The organism is Kocuria arenosa, assembly GCF_042879215.1.
GTDB classification, from domain to species: Bacteria; Actinomycetota; Actinomycetes; order Actinomycetales; family Micrococcaceae; genus Kocuria; species Kocuria arenosa.
Window position 1 is genome coordinate 23,815 of sequence record NZ_JBHZTA010000001.1, and the last position, 19,016, is coordinate 42,830.

Annotated in this window: 18 protein-coding genes and 1 pseudogene; 13 read left to right on the forward strand and 6 right to left on the reverse strand. The window is 73.3% G+C overall.

Going from position 1 to position 19,016, the window contains the following annotated elements:
* Window positions 1–493: 493 nt before the first annotated feature.
* From ACFYE3_RS00110 to ACFYE3_RS00120, 3 genes are all read left to right on the forward strand, one after another.
* Window positions 494–1,153 (forward strand): GntR family transcriptional regulator, encoded by a 660-nt coding sequence (locus ACFYE3_RS00110; RefSeq protein ID WP_387605967.1) that lies wholly within the window; start codon window positions 494–496, stop codon window positions 1,151–1,153.
* Window positions 1,154–1,775: 622 nt separating this feature from the next.
* On the forward strand, window positions 1,776–3,203 hold the full coding sequence (locus ACFYE3_RS00115; protein ID WP_387605965.1) for a GntP family permease: 1,428 nt from the start codon (window positions 1,776–1,778) through the stop codon (window positions 3,201–3,203).
* Between the two features lie 53 nt (window positions 3,204–3,256).
* Window positions 3,257–4,132: an NAD(P)-dependent oxidoreductase gene (locus ACFYE3_RS00120; RefSeq protein WP_387605963.1), complete on the forward strand. Its 876-nt coding sequence runs from the start codon at window positions 3,257–3,259 to the stop codon at window positions 4,130–4,132.
* Between the two features lie 207 nt (window positions 4,133–4,339).
* Here ACFYE3_RS00120 and ACFYE3_RS00125 read toward each other — a convergent pair.
* Window positions 4,340–4,699: pseudogene (locus ACFYE3_RS00125) on the reverse strand (helix-turn-helix domain-containing protein); the annotation flags it as partial.
* Window positions 4,700–4,949: 250 nt separating this feature from the next.
* Here ACFYE3_RS00125 and ACFYE3_RS00130 point away from each other — a divergent pair.
* Together ACFYE3_RS00130 and ACFYE3_RS00135 are read left to right on the forward strand one after the other, a co-directional pair.
* Window positions 4,950–5,510 carry a hypothetical protein gene (locus ACFYE3_RS00130; protein ID WP_387605960.1) on the forward strand — a complete coding sequence of 187 codons (561 nt, stop codon included), beginning with the start codon at window positions 4,950–4,952 and terminating at the stop codon, window positions 5,508–5,510.
* Window positions 5,511–5,620: 110 nt separating this feature from the next.
* Window positions 5,621–6,118, forward strand: coding sequence for a hypothetical protein (locus ACFYE3_RS00135; RefSeq protein WP_387605958.1), 498 nt, complete (start codon window positions 5,621–5,623; stop codon window positions 6,116–6,118).
* Window positions 6,119–6,187: 69 nt separating this feature from the next.
* On the opposite strand, the gene ACFYE3_RS00140 is transcribed toward ACFYE3_RS00135, so the two are convergent.
* Window positions 6,188–8,602 (reverse strand): glycoside hydrolase family 31 protein, encoded by a 2,415-nt coding sequence (locus tag ACFYE3_RS00140; protein ID WP_387605955.1) that lies wholly within the window; start codon window positions 8,600–8,602, stop codon window positions 6,188–6,190.
* A 126-nt stretch (window positions 8,603–8,728) separates the two neighbouring features.
* Between ACFYE3_RS00140 and ACFYE3_RS00145 the strand changes: the two genes are divergently transcribed.
* The 3 genes from ACFYE3_RS00145 to ACFYE3_RS00155 are packed head-to-tail and all read left to right on the forward strand — an operon-like array spanning window position 8,729 to window position 11,051.
* Window positions 8,729–9,892, forward strand: coding sequence for an LLM class flavin-dependent oxidoreductase (locus tag ACFYE3_RS00145; protein ID WP_368830930.1), 1,164 nt, complete (start codon window positions 8,729–8,731; stop codon window positions 9,890–9,892).
* Window positions 9,889–10,593 (forward strand): CE1759 family FMN reductase, encoded by a 705-nt coding sequence (locus tag ACFYE3_RS00150; protein WP_387605952.1) that lies wholly within the window; start codon window positions 9,889–9,891, stop codon window positions 10,591–10,593. The genes ACFYE3_RS00145 and ACFYE3_RS00150 overlap by 4 nt, the downstream gene beginning before the upstream one ends.
* The gene (locus ACFYE3_RS00155) at window positions 10,590–11,051 is read left to right on the forward strand and encodes a MarR family winged helix-turn-helix transcriptional regulator (RefSeq protein WP_387605950.1); all 462 of its coding nucleotides are present in this window, start codon (window positions 10,590–10,592) and stop codon (window positions 11,049–11,051) included. The genes ACFYE3_RS00150 and ACFYE3_RS00155 overlap by 4 nt, the downstream gene beginning before the upstream one ends.
* A gap of 41 nt (window positions 11,052–11,092) precedes the next feature.
* Here the strand turns inward: ACFYE3_RS00155 and ACFYE3_RS00160 are convergent, their stop codons facing one another.
* From ACFYE3_RS00160 to ACFYE3_RS00175, 4 genes are all read right to left on the reverse strand, one after another.
* Window positions 11,093–11,599 (reverse strand): hypothetical protein, encoded by a 507-nt coding sequence (locus tag ACFYE3_RS00160; RefSeq protein ID WP_387605948.1) that lies wholly within the window; start codon window positions 11,597–11,599, stop codon window positions 11,093–11,095.
* A gap of 169 nt (window positions 11,600–11,768) precedes the next feature.
* Window positions 11,769–12,926, reverse strand: coding sequence for an acetate/propionate family kinase (locus tag ACFYE3_RS00165; RefSeq protein WP_387605947.1), 1,158 nt, complete (start codon window positions 12,924–12,926; stop codon window positions 11,769–11,771).
* A gap of 47 nt (window positions 12,927–12,973) precedes the next feature.
* A complete protein-coding gene (gene pta / locus ACFYE3_RS00170) occupies window positions 12,974–15,067 on the reverse strand; it encodes a phosphate acetyltransferase (RefSeq protein WP_387605945.1) in 2,094 nt (697 codons plus the stop codon).
* Window positions 15,068–15,281: 214 nt separating this feature from the next.
* Window positions 15,282–15,539: a metal-sensitive transcriptional regulator gene (locus tag ACFYE3_RS00175; RefSeq protein WP_017832999.1), complete on the reverse strand. Its 258-nt coding sequence runs from the start codon at window positions 15,537–15,539 to the stop codon at window positions 15,282–15,284.
* 124 nt (window positions 15,540–15,663) lie between these two features.
* Between ACFYE3_RS00175 and ACFYE3_RS00180 the strand changes: the two genes are divergently transcribed.
* The 5 genes from ACFYE3_RS00180 (at window position 15,664) to ACFYE3_RS00200 (ending at window position 19,014) form a co-directional block, all read left to right on the forward strand.
* On the forward strand, window positions 15,664–16,233 hold the full coding sequence (locus tag ACFYE3_RS00180) for a rhodanese-like domain-containing protein (protein ID WP_387605942.1): 570 nt from the start codon (window positions 15,664–15,666) through the stop codon (window positions 16,231–16,233).
* A gap of 139 nt (window positions 16,234–16,372) precedes the next feature.
* On the forward strand, window positions 16,373–16,690 hold the full coding sequence (locus tag ACFYE3_RS00185; RefSeq protein ID WP_387605940.1) for a thiamine-binding protein: 318 nt from the start codon (window positions 16,373–16,375) through the stop codon (window positions 16,688–16,690).
* 71 nt (window positions 16,691–16,761) lie between these two features.
* On the forward strand, window positions 16,762–17,229 hold the full coding sequence (locus tag ACFYE3_RS00190) for a GNAT family N-acetyltransferase (protein ID WP_387806042.1): 468 nt from the start codon (window positions 16,762–16,764) through the stop codon (window positions 17,227–17,229).
* The gene (locus ACFYE3_RS00195) at window positions 17,226–18,125 is read left to right on the forward strand and encodes a spermidine synthase (RefSeq protein WP_387605939.1); all 900 of its coding nucleotides are present in this window, start codon (window positions 17,226–17,228) and stop codon (window positions 18,123–18,125) included. Before ACFYE3_RS00190 ends, ACFYE3_RS00195 begins: the two co-directional genes overlap by 4 nt.
* A complete protein-coding gene (locus tag ACFYE3_RS00200; RefSeq protein WP_387605937.1) occupies window positions 18,115–19,014 on the forward strand; it encodes a macrolide 2'-phosphotransferase in 900 nt (299 codons plus the stop codon). The genes ACFYE3_RS00195 and ACFYE3_RS00200 overlap by 11 nt, the downstream gene beginning before the upstream one ends.
* Window positions 19,015–19,016: the final 2 nt, after the last annotated feature.

Below are 19,016 nucleotides of genomic sequence, written 5' to 3' on the forward strand. Positions count from 1 at the left end.
GTGACGTGGGGTGTGTGGGCGAGTGATGGGTCGTGGGGAGACGGCAGGGACCTGCCTCCGCTACGCCGTTCGGCACTGACGGGGCCCTCCTGCCCGGGTCGGCTCATGCCGCTCCGGGGCTGTCCAACCGCCGGGATCGCGGTGAGATCGAGGCCGGACCTCCACAGTTGACTGTTAACAGTGAAGCACGTCACGTCGTCCGCCGCAAGGGCCCCGAGGGCTGGTTGCGGAGGGGGAGCTCGTGGACCGCATCCGGTTGCCACCCTGGGGCCGCACGCCGTCAACGGTTAACCGCCACGTATGATCGAGGCACAGCCGGACCCGCCCGGACCAGTCTGGTGTTGTCCCTGCCAGTGGCCCTGGTGCTGACTCGGTGGGTGAGGAGGGCTTCGAGCCTTCTGTCGCCATCCTCGGAGGAGGGCGAGCACGCCCTCGCGCCCGAGGCGCGGTGCCGCAGCCATTCCCTCTCCCCAGCTCATGAAGGACAGCCTCAATGACTACTCGGACAGCGGCCCTCGCCGGACTGGCCAAGGTGAACCTGCGCCAGCAGGCGCTGACGGCACTGCGCCGGGCCATCACCACCGGGGAGCTGCCCCCGGGCACCCACCTGGTGGAGACGGAACTGTCCGAACAGTTGCAGATCAGCCGTGGCACCCTGCGCGAGGCCATGCGCCAGCTCCAGCAGGAAGGCCTCATTGCCGCCGGCGCCCGCGGCCGGCTGTCCGTGCGCAGCCTGGACGCCAAGGAGATCCTGGACATCTTCGCCGTCCGAGCGGCCCTGGAGGCCCTGGCGGTTCGGGCACTGAGCCAGGCGGAGGACCGCGATGCGGCCGTGGCCACCCTGCGCGAGGCGGTGCGGGCCATGGACGAAGCCGTCGACCACACGTTGGAGGAGCGCATCGAGGCGGACCTGAACTTCCACAGGACCCTGTGCCGGCTCACGGGGAACGCGATGCTGCTGCACTCCTGGAAGGCACTGGAAGGCTCGATCCGGATGTCGTTCATGTGGGCCGGCATGGATCGGGCGGTGGGCAACATGCGCGTGGATCGGCACACCGCCATCGTCGACGTCATCGCCGCCGGAGACGCTGCGGCAGCTGCCGACTACATGCTCGACCACATGGACGAGGCCGCCGCCAACCTCGTCTCCTGATGGCCTGATGGCCTGATGGCCTGATGGCCTGATGGCCTGATCGCCTGAACGACCGCCCACGGCCCCGGGCTTCCGCCGGTTCAGGGCGGCGACCCAGGCTGCCGGGTCGGCGCCGTCCGGCCTGGGTCCCTGGTGGACTGCCCGTCGGTGCGGCCGAGACCCGGTGCGGTGCCCTGGGTTCCGGCCGAGCACAGGGCCCTGGTCGTCGACCTGCCGCACCTGCCCGCCCGCAAGGGCAGCCCGCCCCAGGTCCTGCATCCCTGCCGCCTCGTCGCCGTGACCCACTTTTCCGGCCCACCATTGCGCCCCGCATGTGTCGTGTGACACACTGCCCGATACGAGCAGTTGACTGTTAACAGTCAACTGTGAGGGCGGGTCGTACGGCATCCGGCCGGACCCCGGACGGGTGCTCATCCCCGTCCACGGGGCCGGGCCGGCGCCCCGCGGTCTTCCGCCCCGCACCGTCCGGACACAGCGCGGGCACCCGGGCGAACGACGTCCGATCACCGGGTCGGTACCGCCCGTTGAGGACCGGTCGCCCCAGATGGACGACCGCCCGCCCGACTCCTGCCACCACCTTCCGACTGCCGGCACACCCGGCGCTACCCGTATTGGAGAAGACATGGACACGATCGTTCTGGTCCATCTCGCCATCGCGGTCATCGGCATCGTCCTGATGATCGTCTGGGCCAAGATCAATCCCGTCGTCGCGCTCGTCGTCGGCGCGCTGTACCTGGGTGTCGCTGCCGGGCTCGGCTTCGAAGCCTCCGTGACAGCCGTCAACACCGGTTTCGGCGCCCTGATGGCCGAGGTGGGTCTGATCATCGGCTTCGGCGTGATGATCGGCACCACGTTGACGGCGACCGGCACGATGCAGCGCGTTGTCGACGGCCTGCTGAAACTCGTCGGGCCCAAGCGGTCCCCGTACGTGCTGGGTCTCACCTCGGGCATCATCTTCCCGTCGATCTACTTCGACGTCGCCCTCGTGATCCTGGCCCCGATCGCCGGCGCCATCGCCAAGCGGACCGGCAAGAGCATCGCGACCCTGGCCGGTTCCCTGGCGATCGGCCTCGAGGTCGGCCTGCTGATCGTGGTCCCCGGCGTCGCGGCGATCGCCGTCGCCGGCCCTCTCGGGGTCGAGATCGGCACCATGCTGATCTGGGGCATCCCCCTGGGCATCTTCTTCATCGTCTCCAGCATCTTCGTGCACGACCTGATGATGCGGAAGTTCTTCAACCCGGCCACCGACCAGGACCACAGCTTCGACGACTCCATCTTCGGGGAGTCGATCGAGGAGGAGCGCGCCCGCCTCGAGACCCAGCGCGAGACGGGCCTGACCACCCGCGGGACCTCCGAGGTCGCCGGCAGTGCGGCCGGCGCCCTGGTGGTGACCACCCCGACCCGTCAGATGCCGCTGCTCGTGGCGATGCTGCCGGTCATCGTGCCGATCCTCCTCATCATCCTGGACACCGTCACCGGACTCATCGGCCAGGAGATCGCCGTCCTCGGCTTCCTCGGCAGCCCCGTCGTGGCCCTGCTCATCGGCCTGCTCATCGGCATCGTCCTGGCGATCCCGGCCGTCACCCGCGACGGCATCGACGACCTGCTCACCCGTGGAGCCCAGACCTCCGGCTCGATCCTCCTGTTCACCGGTGTGGCCGGCTCCCTGGGGCAGGTGATCACCGAGGTCGGCATCGGCGACATGATGGCAGCCCTGTTCCAGGCGAACGCCGCGATCCCGGTGCTGCTCACCTGGACCGTGGCCGCGGTCCTGCGCATCGCCCAGGGATCGGCGTCGGTGGCCGCGATCACCGCCGCCACCCTGCTCGCCCCGATCATGGGCTCCATCGACGCCCCGCCGATCCTGATCCTGCTGGCCGCCGGGACCGGCGCCGCGTTCGGTGCCCACGTCACCGACAACACCTTCTGGATCTTCAAGCAGATGCTCGGATTCACGACCAAGGGAACGTTCAAGATCTACACACTCGCGCAGTCGACCTTCGCCGTCATCGGTCTCGCCGTGTGCCTGCTGCTCGACCTCATCATCTGAGCACCGCCCGATCATCTGAGCACTGCCCGCCCCTCACATCCTCAGGAGACCTCATGCCACCCGTTCCACCGCGCCGGATCACCTTCATCGGCATCGGGGCCATCGGCCTGCCGATGGCCGAGCAGCTCCTGAGAGCCGGGTTCGACGTCACCGGTGTGGACCCGTTCGCCGACCAGCGGACGAAGGCGGCGGCACGAGGACTGCGCGCCGAAGAGACACCGGGATCCGCGGCCGAGGCCGACGTCGTCGTGTGCATGGTGGCCACACCGGAGCAGCTGCGGGCGGCCGCCCTGGGCGAGGCCGGCGTGCTCCAACAGATGCCGGCCGGCAGCGTCCTGGTGGTGATGAGCACTGTCGGACCTCGCGCGGTGCGCGTGGTCGCGGATGCGGCCCCACCTGGTGTGCGCGTGCTCGACGTCCCCGTCACCGGAGGGGTCGCCCGCGCGCTCACCGGGGAGCTCAGTCTGTTCGCCTCGGGTGACCCCACGACGATCGACGACGTCCGGCCGGTCCTCGGCGCGCTGGGCACGGTCATCGACTGCGGCCCCGAGGTCGGCCAGGGCCAGGCCTACAAGGCGGTCAACCAGCTGCTGTGCTCGGTCCACATCGTCGCCGCGGCCGAGGCGCTCGCCTTCGCGGAAGAGCTCGGCCTGGACCCTGCTGACGTGCTTCCGGCTGTCTCCGGCGGCGCCGGGGGCTCCTGGATGCTCTCCGACCGGGGCCCGCGCATGCTGCAAGGACTGGATGCCGAGGTGACCAGCACCATCGGCATCTTCGTGAAGGACTCGACCCTGGTGAAGGACATCGCCGACGAGATCGGTTTCGACACCCCGATGCTCACCGCAGCCCAGGCGAAGTACCAGGCCGCGGCCGAGGCGGGCTGGGAGCGGAAGGACGACTCCCAGGTGATCCGGACCTACCGACGCTGACCCGCCCGCAGCGCCCCAGCGCATCCGTGCGGTCACGGCGAGGTGGTCCCCGGACGGCGCCGCTGCTCGAGGACGGTGAGAGAGCGTCCGCCGAGGTTCCGGACCGAGGATCGGGCGCAAGGGATCAGCGGGGCAGGGTGTCCGTGGGTGCTTCACCGTACTGGGTGCGGTGGACGGCGGCGAAGCGACCCGGGGGGTGAATCCCCACCGGGCGGACACCGTGGCCACGGTGGTCCGGGACGCGGGATCGGCGGCCAGCAGGTCGGCGTGGGCGGCGTCCAGCCGGGCCGTGCGCAGGTATCCCAGTGGCGTGGTGTCCAGGTGGCGGCGGAAGGCTGCCTGCAGGCCCCGCGGGCTCATCCTGGCCGCGGCGGCGATCCCCGTCAGGCCGACGGGATCGGCCAGGTGGGCCTCGATGAAGGTGATCGCCCGGCGCAGCGCTGCTGGGTGGGCCTGTTCCGGCGGATCCGGGTCGGAGCAGGCCTGAAGCGCTCTCCGGCGCGGAGCACGGCGGACCCGGTCCGGGCGGGTCGTGACGCCGCTCCGTCCCAGCCCCTTCCCCCTCATGGGTCCGGCAGAAGCGGCGGGCGGCCCACCGAGCCACCTACGGTGCCCCCCCCCGAAGCACACCCCCGATCGGTGACCCCGAAATGCCACCGCTCCGCAGAACCAGCTCCACACCGACGTCCCCCCGTGCCGGAACAGGGGCGCGGCACGGGGTGCTGCGGCTCGCCGGGGGAGCGTCCATGGCGGAATATGCCCCGTGGGCGACACTGTTGACGTGGGAACGTCAGTGTCCAGCGCTCAGGAGGCCGGTTTGTCCCCATCACGACCGGAGCGCGACGGCAACGATCCTCCGGAGCCCGAGCAGAACCGCTGGGACGCCGAGATCGAGTCGCTGATCAGCGACTACCAGGAGCTGCACAAGGACGACGCGCGCCTGCGTCGCATCGAGCGCATCATCCACACCGGGCACCGGGTCCACGACGAGGAGTCCGGGGCCCGTGCCGGCGAGATCCGTGAGGAGCAGATCGCCCCCGAGCTGAGGACCCAGGACGTCCGGCGGGTCGCCGCCGGACTGCTGCGCACCGAGGCGGACATGAAGGCCTACGCGGCCCGTTTTGCCCGGCGCAGCACCGAGACGGACCCGGCGGGACGAGACCTGGATCGCCAGGCGCACGCGCTGGACGCCGCCGGCAGGCACTGGCTGCTGATGATCGGCCAGAACCGTGACCACGGGCTGGTCGCGTGCCGCTTCGTCCGGGAGAAGGGCATCCCGCACGCCCGGGTGGTGTCCTTCACCGCCCAACGGCTGAGGCTGCCGATCCTGGTCGTGGAGCTCGGCCTGGACGAGGACGGACCCGCGGCGGGGTGCTGATCCCCGCTCCGTGCGGTACGGCTCCGGTCCGGAGGAACCGGAACGGGTGCCGCGCGGGGCATCGATGACCCCTCTGTGACGTGCTCCGGGAGCCCCATCGGCGGGCGCGCTTGAACCGGCACGACCACGCGCTCCGGCGCGGCGCCGGGTGGGACCCCGCACGAGATCCGGGGCGGTGGCAGGCGGTGCGCACGGATCTCACCCGCCGCCTGGCGGTGGGCATGCTCGAGTGCTTCCCGCTGATCGGGGACAGGGAACTGCGCTCCCTGTCCACGGCCGCGCAGGCCCGCCGCTACCGGATCGCCGTGGCGTTCCTCGACGACAACGCCCAGCTCCCCGTCACCGTCGAGGACGCCGCCCGGGCCGCGAGCGCCATGACGACCGCCCTGGTGCGGGTCTTCCGCGCCCACCACCCCTGGGCCGCACTCCCGGCCAGCACCTGCGCCGGGTCCGCCCGGCCGAGGCCCACGCCGACTGGTGGCCGGGGACCCCACCACCGGGGACACCGTGACCGCGATCGCCGCCCGGTGGGGTTCTCCCCACCCGGGCCACTTCGCGCCTGCCCCGACGCCTACGGGGTCACCCCGCGCCGGACCCTCGAGACCTGACGCCCGTCGCAGCCGGCGGGAGCGGAGGCGCCATGTCCGCGCTGAGGTCCGGCCGGGGGTGCCGCGGGGTCAGGTCCGCGTCGCCAGCACCAGCTCCGTGAGCGCGCTGAGCAGCGGACCCTCGACGCCCAGGGCGGGTGCCTGTCCGAGCGTCCCCACGGGATCGCGCCGCACGGCCTCGTGCACCCGCCGCTTGACCTCGTAGCTGATCTGGGCGTCGTTGAGCAGGTCGAAGACGCGGTCCGCGGGATCCTGGGCGGCCACGGTGCCCAGTCCCGCCGACCGCACCACGATCCGTGCCCCGGACGCGACCCCCTCGACGGTGACCGAGGTGCGGTGCCCGCGCACGCCGTCCCCGCGCCGGACCGCACGGACCGGGACGATCTCCCCGTCCACGGTCACGGTCGGCTCCGCCACCTCCTCGAAGCCGACGAAGGTGAGGGTCCAGGTGCGCGCCGCCGGCAGGCAGCCGAGGTTGCCCCGGGCCGGGCCGAGCGTGAACTCCCCGGCGGCGGCGTCGAGGGCGAGCGGAGTGCGTGCCCAGCGGGCCGCGTCGCGGCCGTCGCCGCTGTCGTCGTCCTCATCCAGGACGGTGCGGTGCGAGGCGCCGGCGACCACCAGGACCTCCAGCTCGGCGGGATTGCCGAAGCCCGGGGCGGCGTCGTCGTCGGACCCGGCGAGGGGCACGATCGCGCCGGCCCGGGCCAGGACGGGCACGTCGTCGAGGCCGCGGTGCAGCACGAGCTCCCGCCCGCCGTCGTAGACGGTGCCCGTGAACAGGTCCGTCCAGGACCCCTCCGGCAGCCACACCGGCACCGCCGCGCGGGTGACCACGGGGTCCGCGGGGGAGGTGACGGGCGCGACCATCAGCTCGGCCCCGAACAGGTACTGGTGGCCGTACCGGTAGGCCTGCTCCGCCTCCGGGTGCTCGTGGTACAGCGGCCGGACCAGGGGGACGCCCTCCACGGCGGCGGCCCGGTTCGCGGTGTGCAGATAGGGGACCAGGCGGTGCCGCAGGCGGAGGCCGCGCTCCATGACCTCCGCACAGGGGGAGCGGTAGCGCCACGGCTCCTTGGCGATGAAGTCGTTGTCGCCCGAGTGCAGGCGCAGGATCGGCGAGAACACCCCGAACTGCAGCCAGCGGGTGGCCAGCTCGTCGTCGCGGGCGCCGAAGATGTGCCCGCCGATGTCGTGGCTCCACCAGCCGAAGCCGATGTTCGCCGCCGTCGCCGTGAAGTACGGCTGGAACGCCAGGGAGTCCCAGGAGATGACGGTGTCGCCGGAGAAACCCACCGGGTACCGGTGGCTGCCCGGCCCGGCGTAGCGGGAGAGCGTCAGCGGGCGGGACCCGTCCGCTCCCGAGTCCAGGAAGTGGTAGTGGTTGAGCACCCACAGGGGGTCCACGCCCGGCAGCCGGGAGTGCGGCCCGGACTGCCAGTCGACCCACCAGAAGTCCACGCCGTCGGCCTCCAGCCCGCGGTGCAGGACCTCGAAGTACGCGGCCACGAAGTCCCGGTCGGTGACGTCGAAGGCCACGGGCTCCTCCGAGCCCGGTTCGCGCCCCAGGGCCTCGAGCATCGCGGGGTGGGCGTCCTCGAAGGAGCGCACCCCGTCGGCCGGGTGCAGGTTGAGCGTGACCCGGTAGCCGCGCTCGTGCGCCCAGGCGAGGAAGCCCCGGGGGTCCGGGAAGAGCTCGCGGTTCCAGGTGTAGCCCGTCCAGCCCGAGCCGTGCCGGCGCTCCACGTGCTCGTCCGTGAGGTGCCAGTCCATGTCCACCACCAGCACGGAGAACGGCAGCCGGCGCCGGTCGAACTCGTCGACCAGTTCCCGGTACTCGGCCTCGTCGTAGGCGTGGTAGCGGCTCCACCAGTTGCCGAGCGCCCAGCGGGGCAGGACGGGCTGCGGCCCGGACAGGGCGTAGAAGTCGCGCAGCGCCTGCTGGTGGTCGTGGCCCCAGCCGAAGAAGTAGAGGTCCGCGGCGCCCTCCTCGCCGGTGCGCGGCGCGTACCAGCCGTCGTCCGTGAGCAGCACCGAGGCGGAGTCGTCGATCACCCCGAAGCCCTCGCGGGACGTGATGCCCGGCTCGAGCGGGATCGGGCCGTCGGCCTCGTCCAGGGTGCGGGCGGTCCCGCCCAGGGTGGGCACGGGGGCGCCGTAGCGCCACACGCTGTGGTAGCTGGTCACGCCGCCGCGGATCTGCGCGGACAGCCCCGTCGGGCTGAAGGCCCGCTCGTCGTAGCTGAGGTGGATCCGCTCGGTCAGGAGCTCGATCCCGGACGCCGTGCGCCGCACCCGGAAGTCCGGTACGGGGAACTGGCGGTCGACGGCGAACGCGGACGGGCGGTCCTCGAAGCGGCCGGTGGGGCTGTGCTCCAGGCGCAGCAGCCCGGCGCTCAGCACGCTGATCCGGTACTGCTCGCCGGCGACGACGGCGTCCGGGTCGACGGTGCCGTCTCCGGCGGGGAGGAAGTGGGGGAGGGGCATGCGCCCACCCTAGGCGGACCGGGGCGGGAATAATCCAGGCCGGGCGCCGCTTGTCGGTAGTAGTTCAAATTTGAAGCAAGTGTGCGGGTCGTCCGGCCGGACACCGCCGCGGAGCAGGAGGACCACATGCAGTTCGGCATCTTCACCATCGGGGACGTCACCGAGGACCCCACCACGGGGCGCACCCCCACCGAGCACGAGCGGATCAAGGCGACCGTCACGATCGCGAAGAAGGCGGAGGAGGTGGGCCTGGACGTCTTCGCCACGGGCCAGCACCACAACCCGCCGTTCGTGGCCCCGGGCAACCCGCCCGTCCTGCTGGCGAGCATCGCGGCGCAGACCGAGCGGCTCCAGCTGTCCACGGCCACCACCCTGATCACCACCACCGACCCGGTGCGCATCGCGGAGGACTACGCCTACCTGCAGCACCTGACCGACGGCCGCGTGGACCTCACCATGGGCCGCGGCAACACCGGCCCGGTCTATCCCTGGTTCGGCCAGGACATCCGCCAGGGCATCCCCCTGGCGATCGAGCACTACAGCCTGCTCCACCGGCTGTGGCGGGAGGACGTGGTGAACTGGCAGGGTCGGTTCCGCAGCTCCCTGCAGGGCTTCACCTCGACCCCGCGCCCGCTCGACGGCGTGGCCCCCTTCGTGTGGCACGGCTCGATCCGCTCCCCCGAGATCCCGGAGCAGGCCGCCTACTACGGCGACGGGTTCTTCCACAACAACATCTTCTGGCCAGCCGAGCACACCCGGCGGATGGTGGAGTTCTACCGGGCCCGCTACGAGCACTACGGCCACGGCTCCGCCGACCAGGCGATCGTGGGCCTGGGCGGTCAGGTGTTCATGCGCCGGAACTCCCAGGACGCCGTGCGGGAGTTCCGCCCCTACTTCGACAGGGCCCCCGTCTACGGCCACGGGCCCTCGCTGGAGGACTTCACGGAGCAGACGCCGCTGACCGTGGGCTCCCCGCAGCAGGTCATCGAGAAGACGCTGGCGTTCCGCGACTACGCGGGCGACTACCAGCGCCAGCTGTTCCTGATGGACCACGCCGGCCTGCCGCTGAAGACCGTCCTGGAGCAGCTCGACCTGCTCGGCGAGGAGGTCGTGCCGGTGCTGCGCCGGGAGTTCGCCGCGCTCAAGCCCGCCCACGTGCCGGAGGCCCCGACCCACGCCTCGCTGGTGGCCCGCCACCGCGCCGGCCAGGACCCGGTGCCCGGCGGCGCCGAGGACTCGCCCGCCGGCCGGGCCCGTGCCGCGCAGACCGCGGAGAAGGCCCACCGATGAGCCCCCGGAACGTCACCACGACGACGCCGGACCCCGGCGCGGCGCGCCCGCTCACCCTGGCCGTGGTGTCGGCGGGGATGTCCGACGCGTCCTCCACCTCCCTGCTGGCCGACCGGCTCGCCGAGGCCGCCCGCGACGCCCTGGACGGGACGCCGGTGCGGATCGAGCGCGTGGAGCTGCGCCCGCTGGCCCACGCCATCGCCGACCACCTGCTCACCGGGTTCCCCGGCCCGGCCCTGCGGAGCGCGCTGGAGACGGTCACCGGGGCGGACGCCCTCATCGCGGCCACCCCGACGTACCAGGCCTCCTGCTCGGGGCTGTTCAAGTCCTTCTTCGACCTCGTCGACGAGACCGCGCTGGAGGACCTGCCCGTCCTGGTCGCGGCGACCGGGGGCACCGCGCGCCACTCCCTCATGCTCGACACCGCCATGCGCCCGCTGTTCACCCACCTCAAGGCGCTGGTGCTGCCCCTGGGGGTCTACGCGGCCACCGAGGACTGGGCCGGCGTCTCCCTCGAGTCGCGCGTCCGGCGGGCCGGGGCGCAGCTGGCGCACCAGCTCGCGCATCGGCACGCGACGGCCGGGGAGCCGGCCGCGCGGGCGGGCGGCGAGGTCCCGGCCGGCGCGGTCGGCCGCGAGCCGGGCGGCGGGTTCGAGGTGGTCCCCGACTTCGCGGACCTGCTCGCCCGGGCCGGCCAGTGACCGACCGGCCGGCGACCGGGCCGGAGGCCGCCGCCCGTCCCTGGGACGTGTGGCAGCTGTTCTTCGAGACCACCGCCCGGCTGACCACCGAGATCGAGGCCCGGCTCAAGGAGCACGGCTGCTCGCTCATGGACTACCAGGTGCTCCTGCTGCTGCGCAACGCGGAGGACCACCGGGTGCGGATGGGGGAGCTGGCCCAGCGGATGGTCTTCTCCCCGAGCCGGCTCAGCTACCAGGTCGGCGTGCTCGAGAAGCGCGGCTGGGTGCGGCGCCGACGCTGCGCCGAGGACGCGCGCGGCCTCGAGGCCGAGCTCACCGACGAGGGGCTGCGCGCCTTCCGCCGCCTGCGGCCCGCCCACGCCCGCGACGTCGAGGAGCTGTTCCTCCGCGCGCTCGAGGGTGACGACGCCGACCGGCTGGCCGCCATCATGGGCCGGCTGGCCCGCACCCTGCCCTGAGGGGCGGGGCGGTCACGGCACCGACGTCCCGGCGCGGGCGGTCAGCGCAGCACGGCCCGCACGCCGGGGCGGGCGGCCACCACGAGCCAGGCCGCGTCCACGACGGCCTTGAGCGCGCCCGTCGCAAGGCCCAGCGACGCGTCGAAGGGGCCCGCGAGCACCAGCACGGCGTTGGCCAGGGTGGTCAGGAGCGCCATGGACGCGAAGACGATGCCGAGGATCCACGCCCACTGCCGCTGCTCGCGCAGCGGGAAGTACACCAGGGCGTAGAGCCCGGCGGTGAGCCCGAAGCCGAACAGGAGCGAGATGACGAGGACGATCGTCCCGAACGCCGCGCTCGCGGGCAGGCCGGAAGACTGCTCGGGCGCCGCCAGGTACCCCACCGCGCCGCCGAGGACCGCGACCCCGAAGGACGCCACGGTGAGCCGGAGCAGCAGTCGCAGGTCGGCGCTCGCCGGTGGCCGGGGCGGGCGGGCCTTCGCGTAGGGGGCAGCGCCGGGCGGCGGCGGGCCGCCGTGGCCCCGGGGCTCGTAGGGCTGCTGGGACATTGTCGGCGCCTCCTGGCACAGCGGACGGACACGGGGCAGGGACCCTGACAGGACCCCGCACCGAACCTATCCGCCTCGATCGCTTTCGCGAACACCCGCCGGGTCGACCCGCCCTGTGCGGCGGACCGTGACGCCCGGAGCGCTCGGACGGCGTGCCGCCCGGGGCCGGTCAGGCGGCGGGGGACCCGTCCGCGACAAGGGCCGCGGTCGCCGCCGCGATGGCCTGCTCCTCGTCGGTGGGCACCACGAGCACCTCGAGCGCGGAGCCCGGCGCGGAGATCCGGCGGACCTCCCGCGAGCGGGCGGCGTTGGCGTCGTCGTCGAGCACGACCCCGAGGGCGCCCAGCCGGCCGCAGACGCGGGCGCGGAAGGCCGAGGCGTTCTCCCCGATCCCGGCCGTGAAGACCAGCGCCTGCGCGCCGTCCACGGCCACGTGGTAGCCGCCCACGTACTTCGCCAGGCGGTGGGCGGCCATCTCCAGGGCCAGCTCGGCGCGCTCGTCGCCGCGGTCGGCGGCCTCCTGGACGGCGCGCATGTCGTGGTCGCCGGCGATCGCCCGCAGACCGGACTCCTTGTTGAGCACGGCGTCGAGCCGCTCCGGGGTCATCCCCGGGTCCCGGCGCAGGACGGCCGTGACCACGGAGGGGTCCAGGTCCCCGGTGCGGGTTCCCATCACCAGACCCGCCAGCGGGGTGTAGCCCATCGACGTGTCGTAGGAGGCGCCGTCCTTGACCGCGGTCACCGATGCGCCGTTGCCCAGGTGCGCCACCACGCAGCTGAACCGCTCGCGCGGGACGCCCAGGAACTGCGCCGCCTGCCCCGTCACCCAGTCGTGGGACGTGCCGTGGAACCCGTAGCGGCGGATGCCCCAGCGCTCGTAGAACTCCTCCGGCACGGCGTAGCGCCACACGTGCTCGGGCATCGTGCGGTGGAACGCGGTGTCGAACACGCAGATCTGCGGCAGGCGCGGCCACGTCTTCTGCACGGCCCGCAGGCCCAGGACGGCGGCGGGGTTGTGCAGCGGCGCCAGCGGGACCAGCCGCTCGATGTCCCGGATGATCTCGTGGGTCGCGAGCACCGGCGCGGAGAAGCGCTCGCCGCCGTGGACCACGCGGTGGCCCGCGGCGTCGATCGTGCGCCCTCCCAGCTCGGCCTCCAGCCGCTCCGCGAGCAGCTCGAGCGCCTGCGTGTGGTCCTCGATCTGCGAGCTGCCGATGTTCTCGATCAGCCCGGAGGTCAGCACCGTCCCGCCGTCCTCGCCGGCCTCGAGCTCCCGGACCTGGTACTTGAGCGAGGACGAGCCGCAGTTGACGACGAGCACGAGCATGGAGGACTCCCGGGGGCTGTGGGGACGGGGACGGTGGAGGCGGTGGGTCACATGCCCTGCGCCTGGATCGCGGTGATCGCGACCGTGTTGACGATGTCGTCCACGGTGCACCCGCGCGAGAGGTCGTTGACGGGCTTGCGCAGCCCCTGCAGCACCGGGCCCACGGCCACGGCGCCGGCCGACTGCTGGACGGCCTTGTAGGTGTTGTTGCCGGTGTTGAGGTCCGGGAAGACGAACACGGTCGCCCGGCCGGCCACGGCGGAGCCGGGCAGCTTCGAGGCCGCGATCGAGGCGTCCACCGCGGCGTCGTACTGGATGGGGCCCTCCACCTCGAGCTCCGGGTCCGCGCCGCGCACGATCTCGGTGACCGCCCGGACCTTGTCCACGTCCTCGCCGGAGCCGGACCCGCCGGTCGAGTAGGACAGCATCGCCACCCTGGGCTCCACCCCGAACTGGCGGGCGGTGCGGGCGGAGGCGAGCGCGATGTCCGCGAGCTGCTGCGCGTCCGGGTTGGGGTTCACGGCACAGTCGCCGTAGACCAGCACGCGGTCCTCGAGGAGCATGAAGAACACGGAGGAGACGATCTTCACGCCCTCGGAGGTCTTCACGAACTCCAGGGCGGGGCGGATGGTGTTGGCGGTGGTGTGCGCGGCGCCGGAGACCATGCCGTCCACGTCCCCCAACTGCACCATCATGGTGCCGAAGTAGGAGCCGTCGAGCATCCGCTCCAGCGCGGTCTCCTTCTGCACGCCCTTGTGGGCGCGCAGCCGCACGTACTCCCCGGCGTACTTCTCGCGCAGCGCCTCGTCGTGCTCGAAGTCCACGAGGGTCAGCCCGTCCTCGGCGAAGTCGAGGTTGATGCCCTCCGTCTGGCACAGCTGCGTGATCCGCCCGGGGTCGCCCAGGACCGTGAGGTCGCAGAAGTTGCGGCGGTGGATCATCTCCGCGGCCCGCAGGACGCGGGGGTCCTCGCCCTCGGGCAGCACGATGTTCTTCCGGTCCGCCCGGGCGGTCTCGACCAGTTCGTGGAGGAAGCGCAGGGGCGTGCGCTTGGCCGGGCGCGGCAGGTCGAGCCGGCTCACGAGCTCCTCGCCGTCCACCCGCCGGGCCCACTCGCCGAGCGCGGCCGCGACCTTGCGCGGGTGCGCCCCGGAGAGGGTGCCCCGGGTCCGGGACACCTCCCGGGCGGCCCGGTAGGTGTCCAGCCCGGTGGTCAGCACGGGGAACGGCGCCGCGGCGGTGAGCTCCCGGATCCGCCCCTCGGTGTCGAAGCCGCCCGTCAGCAGCATCCCGGAGGGGACGGGCAGGGCGGGGGAGAGGGCGGAGGCCAGGGACGCGACGACGATGTCGGAGCGGTCTCCCGGCGTGATGACGAAGTCGCCGTCGGCGAGCTGCTCCAGGTAGTGGCCCACGGTCATCGCGGCGATCTTGACACCCTTGACGTCGCGGTCCAGGGAGACCGCGGACGGGCCGTCCCCGAACCCGTGCCGGTCCCGCAGCTCGGCGACGGTGGGCGCGGCGACCGCCTCGTTCTCGGCGATGACGTACACGGGCAGGCCCCGCACGCCGCGGGCGGCGTTGTGCTCGATCCGCTCCACCCAGTCGGGGCGGACGCGGTTGACGATGACCGCGAAGATGTCGCACCGCACCTGGTTCAGCTCGGCACGGGTGACCTCGACCGCGTTGAGCACGTCCTCGGGGCTCTCGGACTCGTCGGCGCCGATGACGGCCAGGACGGAGGCGCCCAGGTTGTTGGCCATCCGGGCGTTCATGTCGAACTCGGCGGTGGCCGCGTTGTGCGCCAGGAGGTCGGTGCCGTCCACCACGATCACGTCGCAGTGCCGGGCCATCTCGCCGTAGACGGTCACGGCCATCGCGTCCAGCTCGTCGTGGTCCCCGGCGGCGAGCAGCTCCCGGGTGCGGGCCAGGGAGATGCCGCCGCGGCAGCGCTCGTCCGGGAGGTCGAAATTGCGCTTCATCAGCTGCACCATCGGGTCCTCCGCCGGGGTCCCCCCGAGGTGGACGGGCCGGAAGTAGCCCAGGCGGTCCGTCTTGCGGAACAGCGAGTCGGCCAGGCCGAGGGCCACGAGCGACTTGCCGGACTGCGGCGTCATGGCGCTGACGTAGATGCCTTGGGTCATGGTGGCGAGGTCCTCCGACGGTCGGGCTGGGTCCGTGCCCAGTCTAGGGCCCGCCCACCGGAGGGCCGGGGCGGTGCGTCGGGGCGCGAGGACCCGCCGGGGCCCGGACCGCGACCCGGACGGGACCGACCCGGACGGGACCGCTCCGCCCGGACTGCTCGGGCCGGGCTGCTGGGGCCGGGCCGCTGGGGCCGGGCTGCTGGGGCCGGGCCGCTCAGGCCAGGGAGAGGAACATCTTCTCCAGCTCGGCCTTGTCCAGGCTCGGGTCCTCCGAGCGCAGGCACTGGTCCAGACCCGTGGCGATGATGGAGAAGCCCGCCTTGTCGAGGGCGCGGGAGACGGCGGAGAGCTGCGTCACCACGTCCTTGCACTCGCGGCTCTCCTCGAGCATGCGGATGACGGCGCCGAGCTGGCCCTGGGCCCGCTTGAGCCGGTTGATGGTGGGGGTGAGGTCCTGGGGGTCGAGTTGCACGGGGCGCTCCTGGGTGGGGTGGTCTGCTCCCACGAGTCTATACCCCCTGGGGGATCTTGTATACCCAGGGGGGTATAGTGCAGAATGATGGCACATCCACCGACACCCCGGAAGGAACTGCCGCATGACCTCGCACGTCGCCCCCGCCGAGCTGAAGTCCTGGATCGAGTCCGGAGAGGAGGTCGCCGTCCTCGACGTGCGCTCCGCCGCCGAGTTCGCAGCCGAGCACATCGACGGCGCCTGCAACGTCCCCGTCGACCTCGTCGCCGACCACGCGCAGGACATCGCCGAGGCCCTCGGCGGCAAGGTCGCCCTGATCTGCCGCTCCGGCGCCCGGGCCTCCCGCGCCCAGGGCATCCTCTCCTCGGCCGGCGCCGCGAACACCTACGTCGTCGACGGCACCGTCGACGACTTCGAGAGGGCCGGCGGCGCGGTCGTCCGCGGCGCCTCGACCTGGGCCGTGGACCGCCAGGTCCGCATGGTCGCCGGCTCGCTCGTGCTGGCGAGCGTGGTGGGCGGGCAGCTGGTCTCCCCGAAGCTGCGCGCCGTCGCCGCGGGCGTCGGCGGTGGGCTCGCGTACTCCGCGCTGTCCAACACCTGCGCCATGGCCAACGTGCTCTCGAAGATGCCCTGGAACCGGGGCGCCAAGGATCCCTCGAAGGTCGCCGTGCTGGAGCAGCTCGCCGACCGGTGATCCGCCGAGCCGATCCGATGGGCTGAGCAGCCGATCGGTTGAGCCCGGGTCCGGCCCCGCCGCCGCGTCACTGCGTAACGGCGGGGCCGTCGTCGTCCCCGGGGTTCACCCGGGCGCCGCCGGGTGGGAGGATGGGGGCATGCTGGTTGCCTTCTCCGTCTCCCCGTCCGGTGGCGAGAACCCGAGCGGTTCCGTCCACGACGCCGTCGCCGCCGCCGTCCGCGTGGTCCGCGAGTCCGGCCTGCCGCACGAGACCGACGCCATGTTCACCACGATCGAGGGCGAGTGGGACGAGGTCATGGACGTCGTCAAGCGCGCCACCGAGGCCGTGGGCGCCTACGGGCCCCGGGTCTCCCTCGTGCTCAAGGCCGACATCCGCCCCGGCCACACGGGCGAGATGCAGGGCAAGGTCGAACGCCTCGAGGCCGCGATCCAGCGGCAGGCGATCGAGTCCTGAGCACTGCCCCCGCGGCGGTCCACCTGCGGACCGCCGGACCGTCCGACGTCGAGGTCTGGTCCGCCCTGCACCTGCGCTGCCTCGACGAGACCTACCGGCCGCTCTTCGGCGACGCCTTCGCCGGCCGGCAGCAGGCCGCCGCCGATCGCACCGCCGGCTACGACCGCACCCTCCTCGCCGACCCGGACGTGCGCACCCTCCTCGCGGTCGACGACGACGGGACCCCTCTCGGGCTGGTCTCCGCCGGCCCGGCCCCCGCCGCGTGGGAGGGGCGGGCCGGGGTGCCCGCCCCGCTCGTCCCGCTGCAGCTGTTCCAGCTCTACGTGCTGGGGGCCGCCCACGGCACGGGCGTCGGCGCCGCCCTGCAGGAGGCCGCCATCGGCTCCGCGGACGCGTACCTGTGGATCATGGACGGCAACGCCCGCGCCGAGCGCTTCTACGCCAGGCACGGCTTCCGGGCCCTGGCCGAGTCCTTCCCCGCCGGTGGGCCCTGGGCTGGGCAGCACATGCACCGCATGCTGCGGACGGGGACCGCGTGAGCCGGGCGTCCCGCCGCTCGCGCACCGCGCCGGCCCCCGCCGGGCCCACCGGCCCCGTGGCCGGGAGCTACGAGATCTCGACCGGCACCGCCGAGCTCGTGCCCGACGCCTACGCCCCCGGCTCCTGGGTGCTGCACGTCAACGGGGTCCCCTCCTCCCACGTGGACCCGGAGCACCCCGAGCGGCTGGACTTCGAGTACATGCGCTGGATCGCCGCGGTCGTGGACGCCCACGTCGGTGCGCACCTGGACCCGGAGCGGCTGCGGGTGCTGCACCTCGGCGGCGGCGCCTGCTCGCTCGCCCGGTTCCTCGCCCACGCGCACCCGGCGGCGCGGCAGGTCGTCGTCGAGCTCGACGGGCGGCTCGCCGAGCTGGTCCGGGAGTGGTTCGACCTCCCGCGCGCCCCGCTGCTGCGGATCCGGGTGGGGGAGGCCCGGGCCGTGACGGAGTCGCTGAGCCCTGCCACCCGGGACGTCGTGGTCCGCGACGTCTTCGCCGGCGCCCTGACCCCCGAGCCGCTCACCACGGTGGAGTTCGCCCGGCACGTGGAGCGCGTCCTGGCCCCGGGCGGGCTGTACGTGCTCAACTGCGGTGACACCCGGGACCTGGCCGGGGCCCGCGCCGAGCTCGCCGCGCTGTCCGAGGTGTTCGAGCACGTCGCCGCCGTGGCGGACCCGGCGATGCTCAAGGGCCGCCGCTACGGCAACATCGTGCTGGCCGCCTCCTCCGCGCCGCTGCCGCTGGAGGGCTCGCCCGGGGCGGCCGCGCTGAGCCGGGAGCTCCTCGGCGGCGCGGTGCCCGCGCAGTACAAGGACGAGGCGTGGGTGCGCTCGTTCACCGGCGGCACCCCGCCGCGCCACGACCCCGTGCCCGAGGGGGACCGCCGTGGAGCCTGAGCCCGCGACCGAGCAGGACGTCCGCGCGCTCGCCGCGCGGCACGGCCTGGACCTGGAGCCGGGCACCCTCCGGTTCGAGGAGGCGGGACTGGACTACCGGGTGGTGTTCGCCGCCGTCTCCGGGACCGGCGAGCAGTGGGTGCTGCGGATCCCGCGCCGCCCCGACGTCGCGGCCAAGGTGGCCGACGAGCGGCGGATCCTCGACTTCGTGCGCCCACGGCTCGCCGCGGCCGTCCCCGACTGGCGGATCGCGGGACCGGGGCTCGTCGCCTATCCCCTGCTGCCCGGCCGGCCCGGTCTCACCCTCGACGCCGCGGGACAGCCGGTCTGGCACTACGACACGGCCTCCCCGGAGTACGCCCGGTCCCTGGCGGAGCTCGTCGCGTCCCTCCACCGCCTGGACGCCCCCGCCGCGGCCGCGGCCGGGGTCCCCGCCGCGACCCCCGACCAGGTGCGCCGGCGGTGGGCGTCCGACCTCGAGCGGGTGCTCGGGGAGTTCGACGTCTCCGCGGAGCTCGCCGCCCGGTGGAGGGCCTGGCTCGACGACGACGGGCTGTGGCCGCGCCGCACCGTCCTCACGCACGGCGAGCTCTATCCCGCCCACCTGCTGCTCGACGACGGCGACCGGATCCTGTCCGTCCTGGACTGGACGACGGCCGGCGTCGGCGACCCGGCCCTGGACCTCATGTACCAGCACCTCATCGCCCCGCCCGAGTCCTTCGCGGCGACCGTCCGCGCCTACGAGGAGCTCACCGGCCGCCACGAACCCCGCCTCGCCGACCGCTGCGAGGCGCTCGTGGCCGCGGGACCCCTCAACTACGCCCTCTTCGCCCTGGCGTCCGGGGAACCGGGCCACCGGGAGGCCGCCGCCGCGCAGCTGCGTCCGTGAGG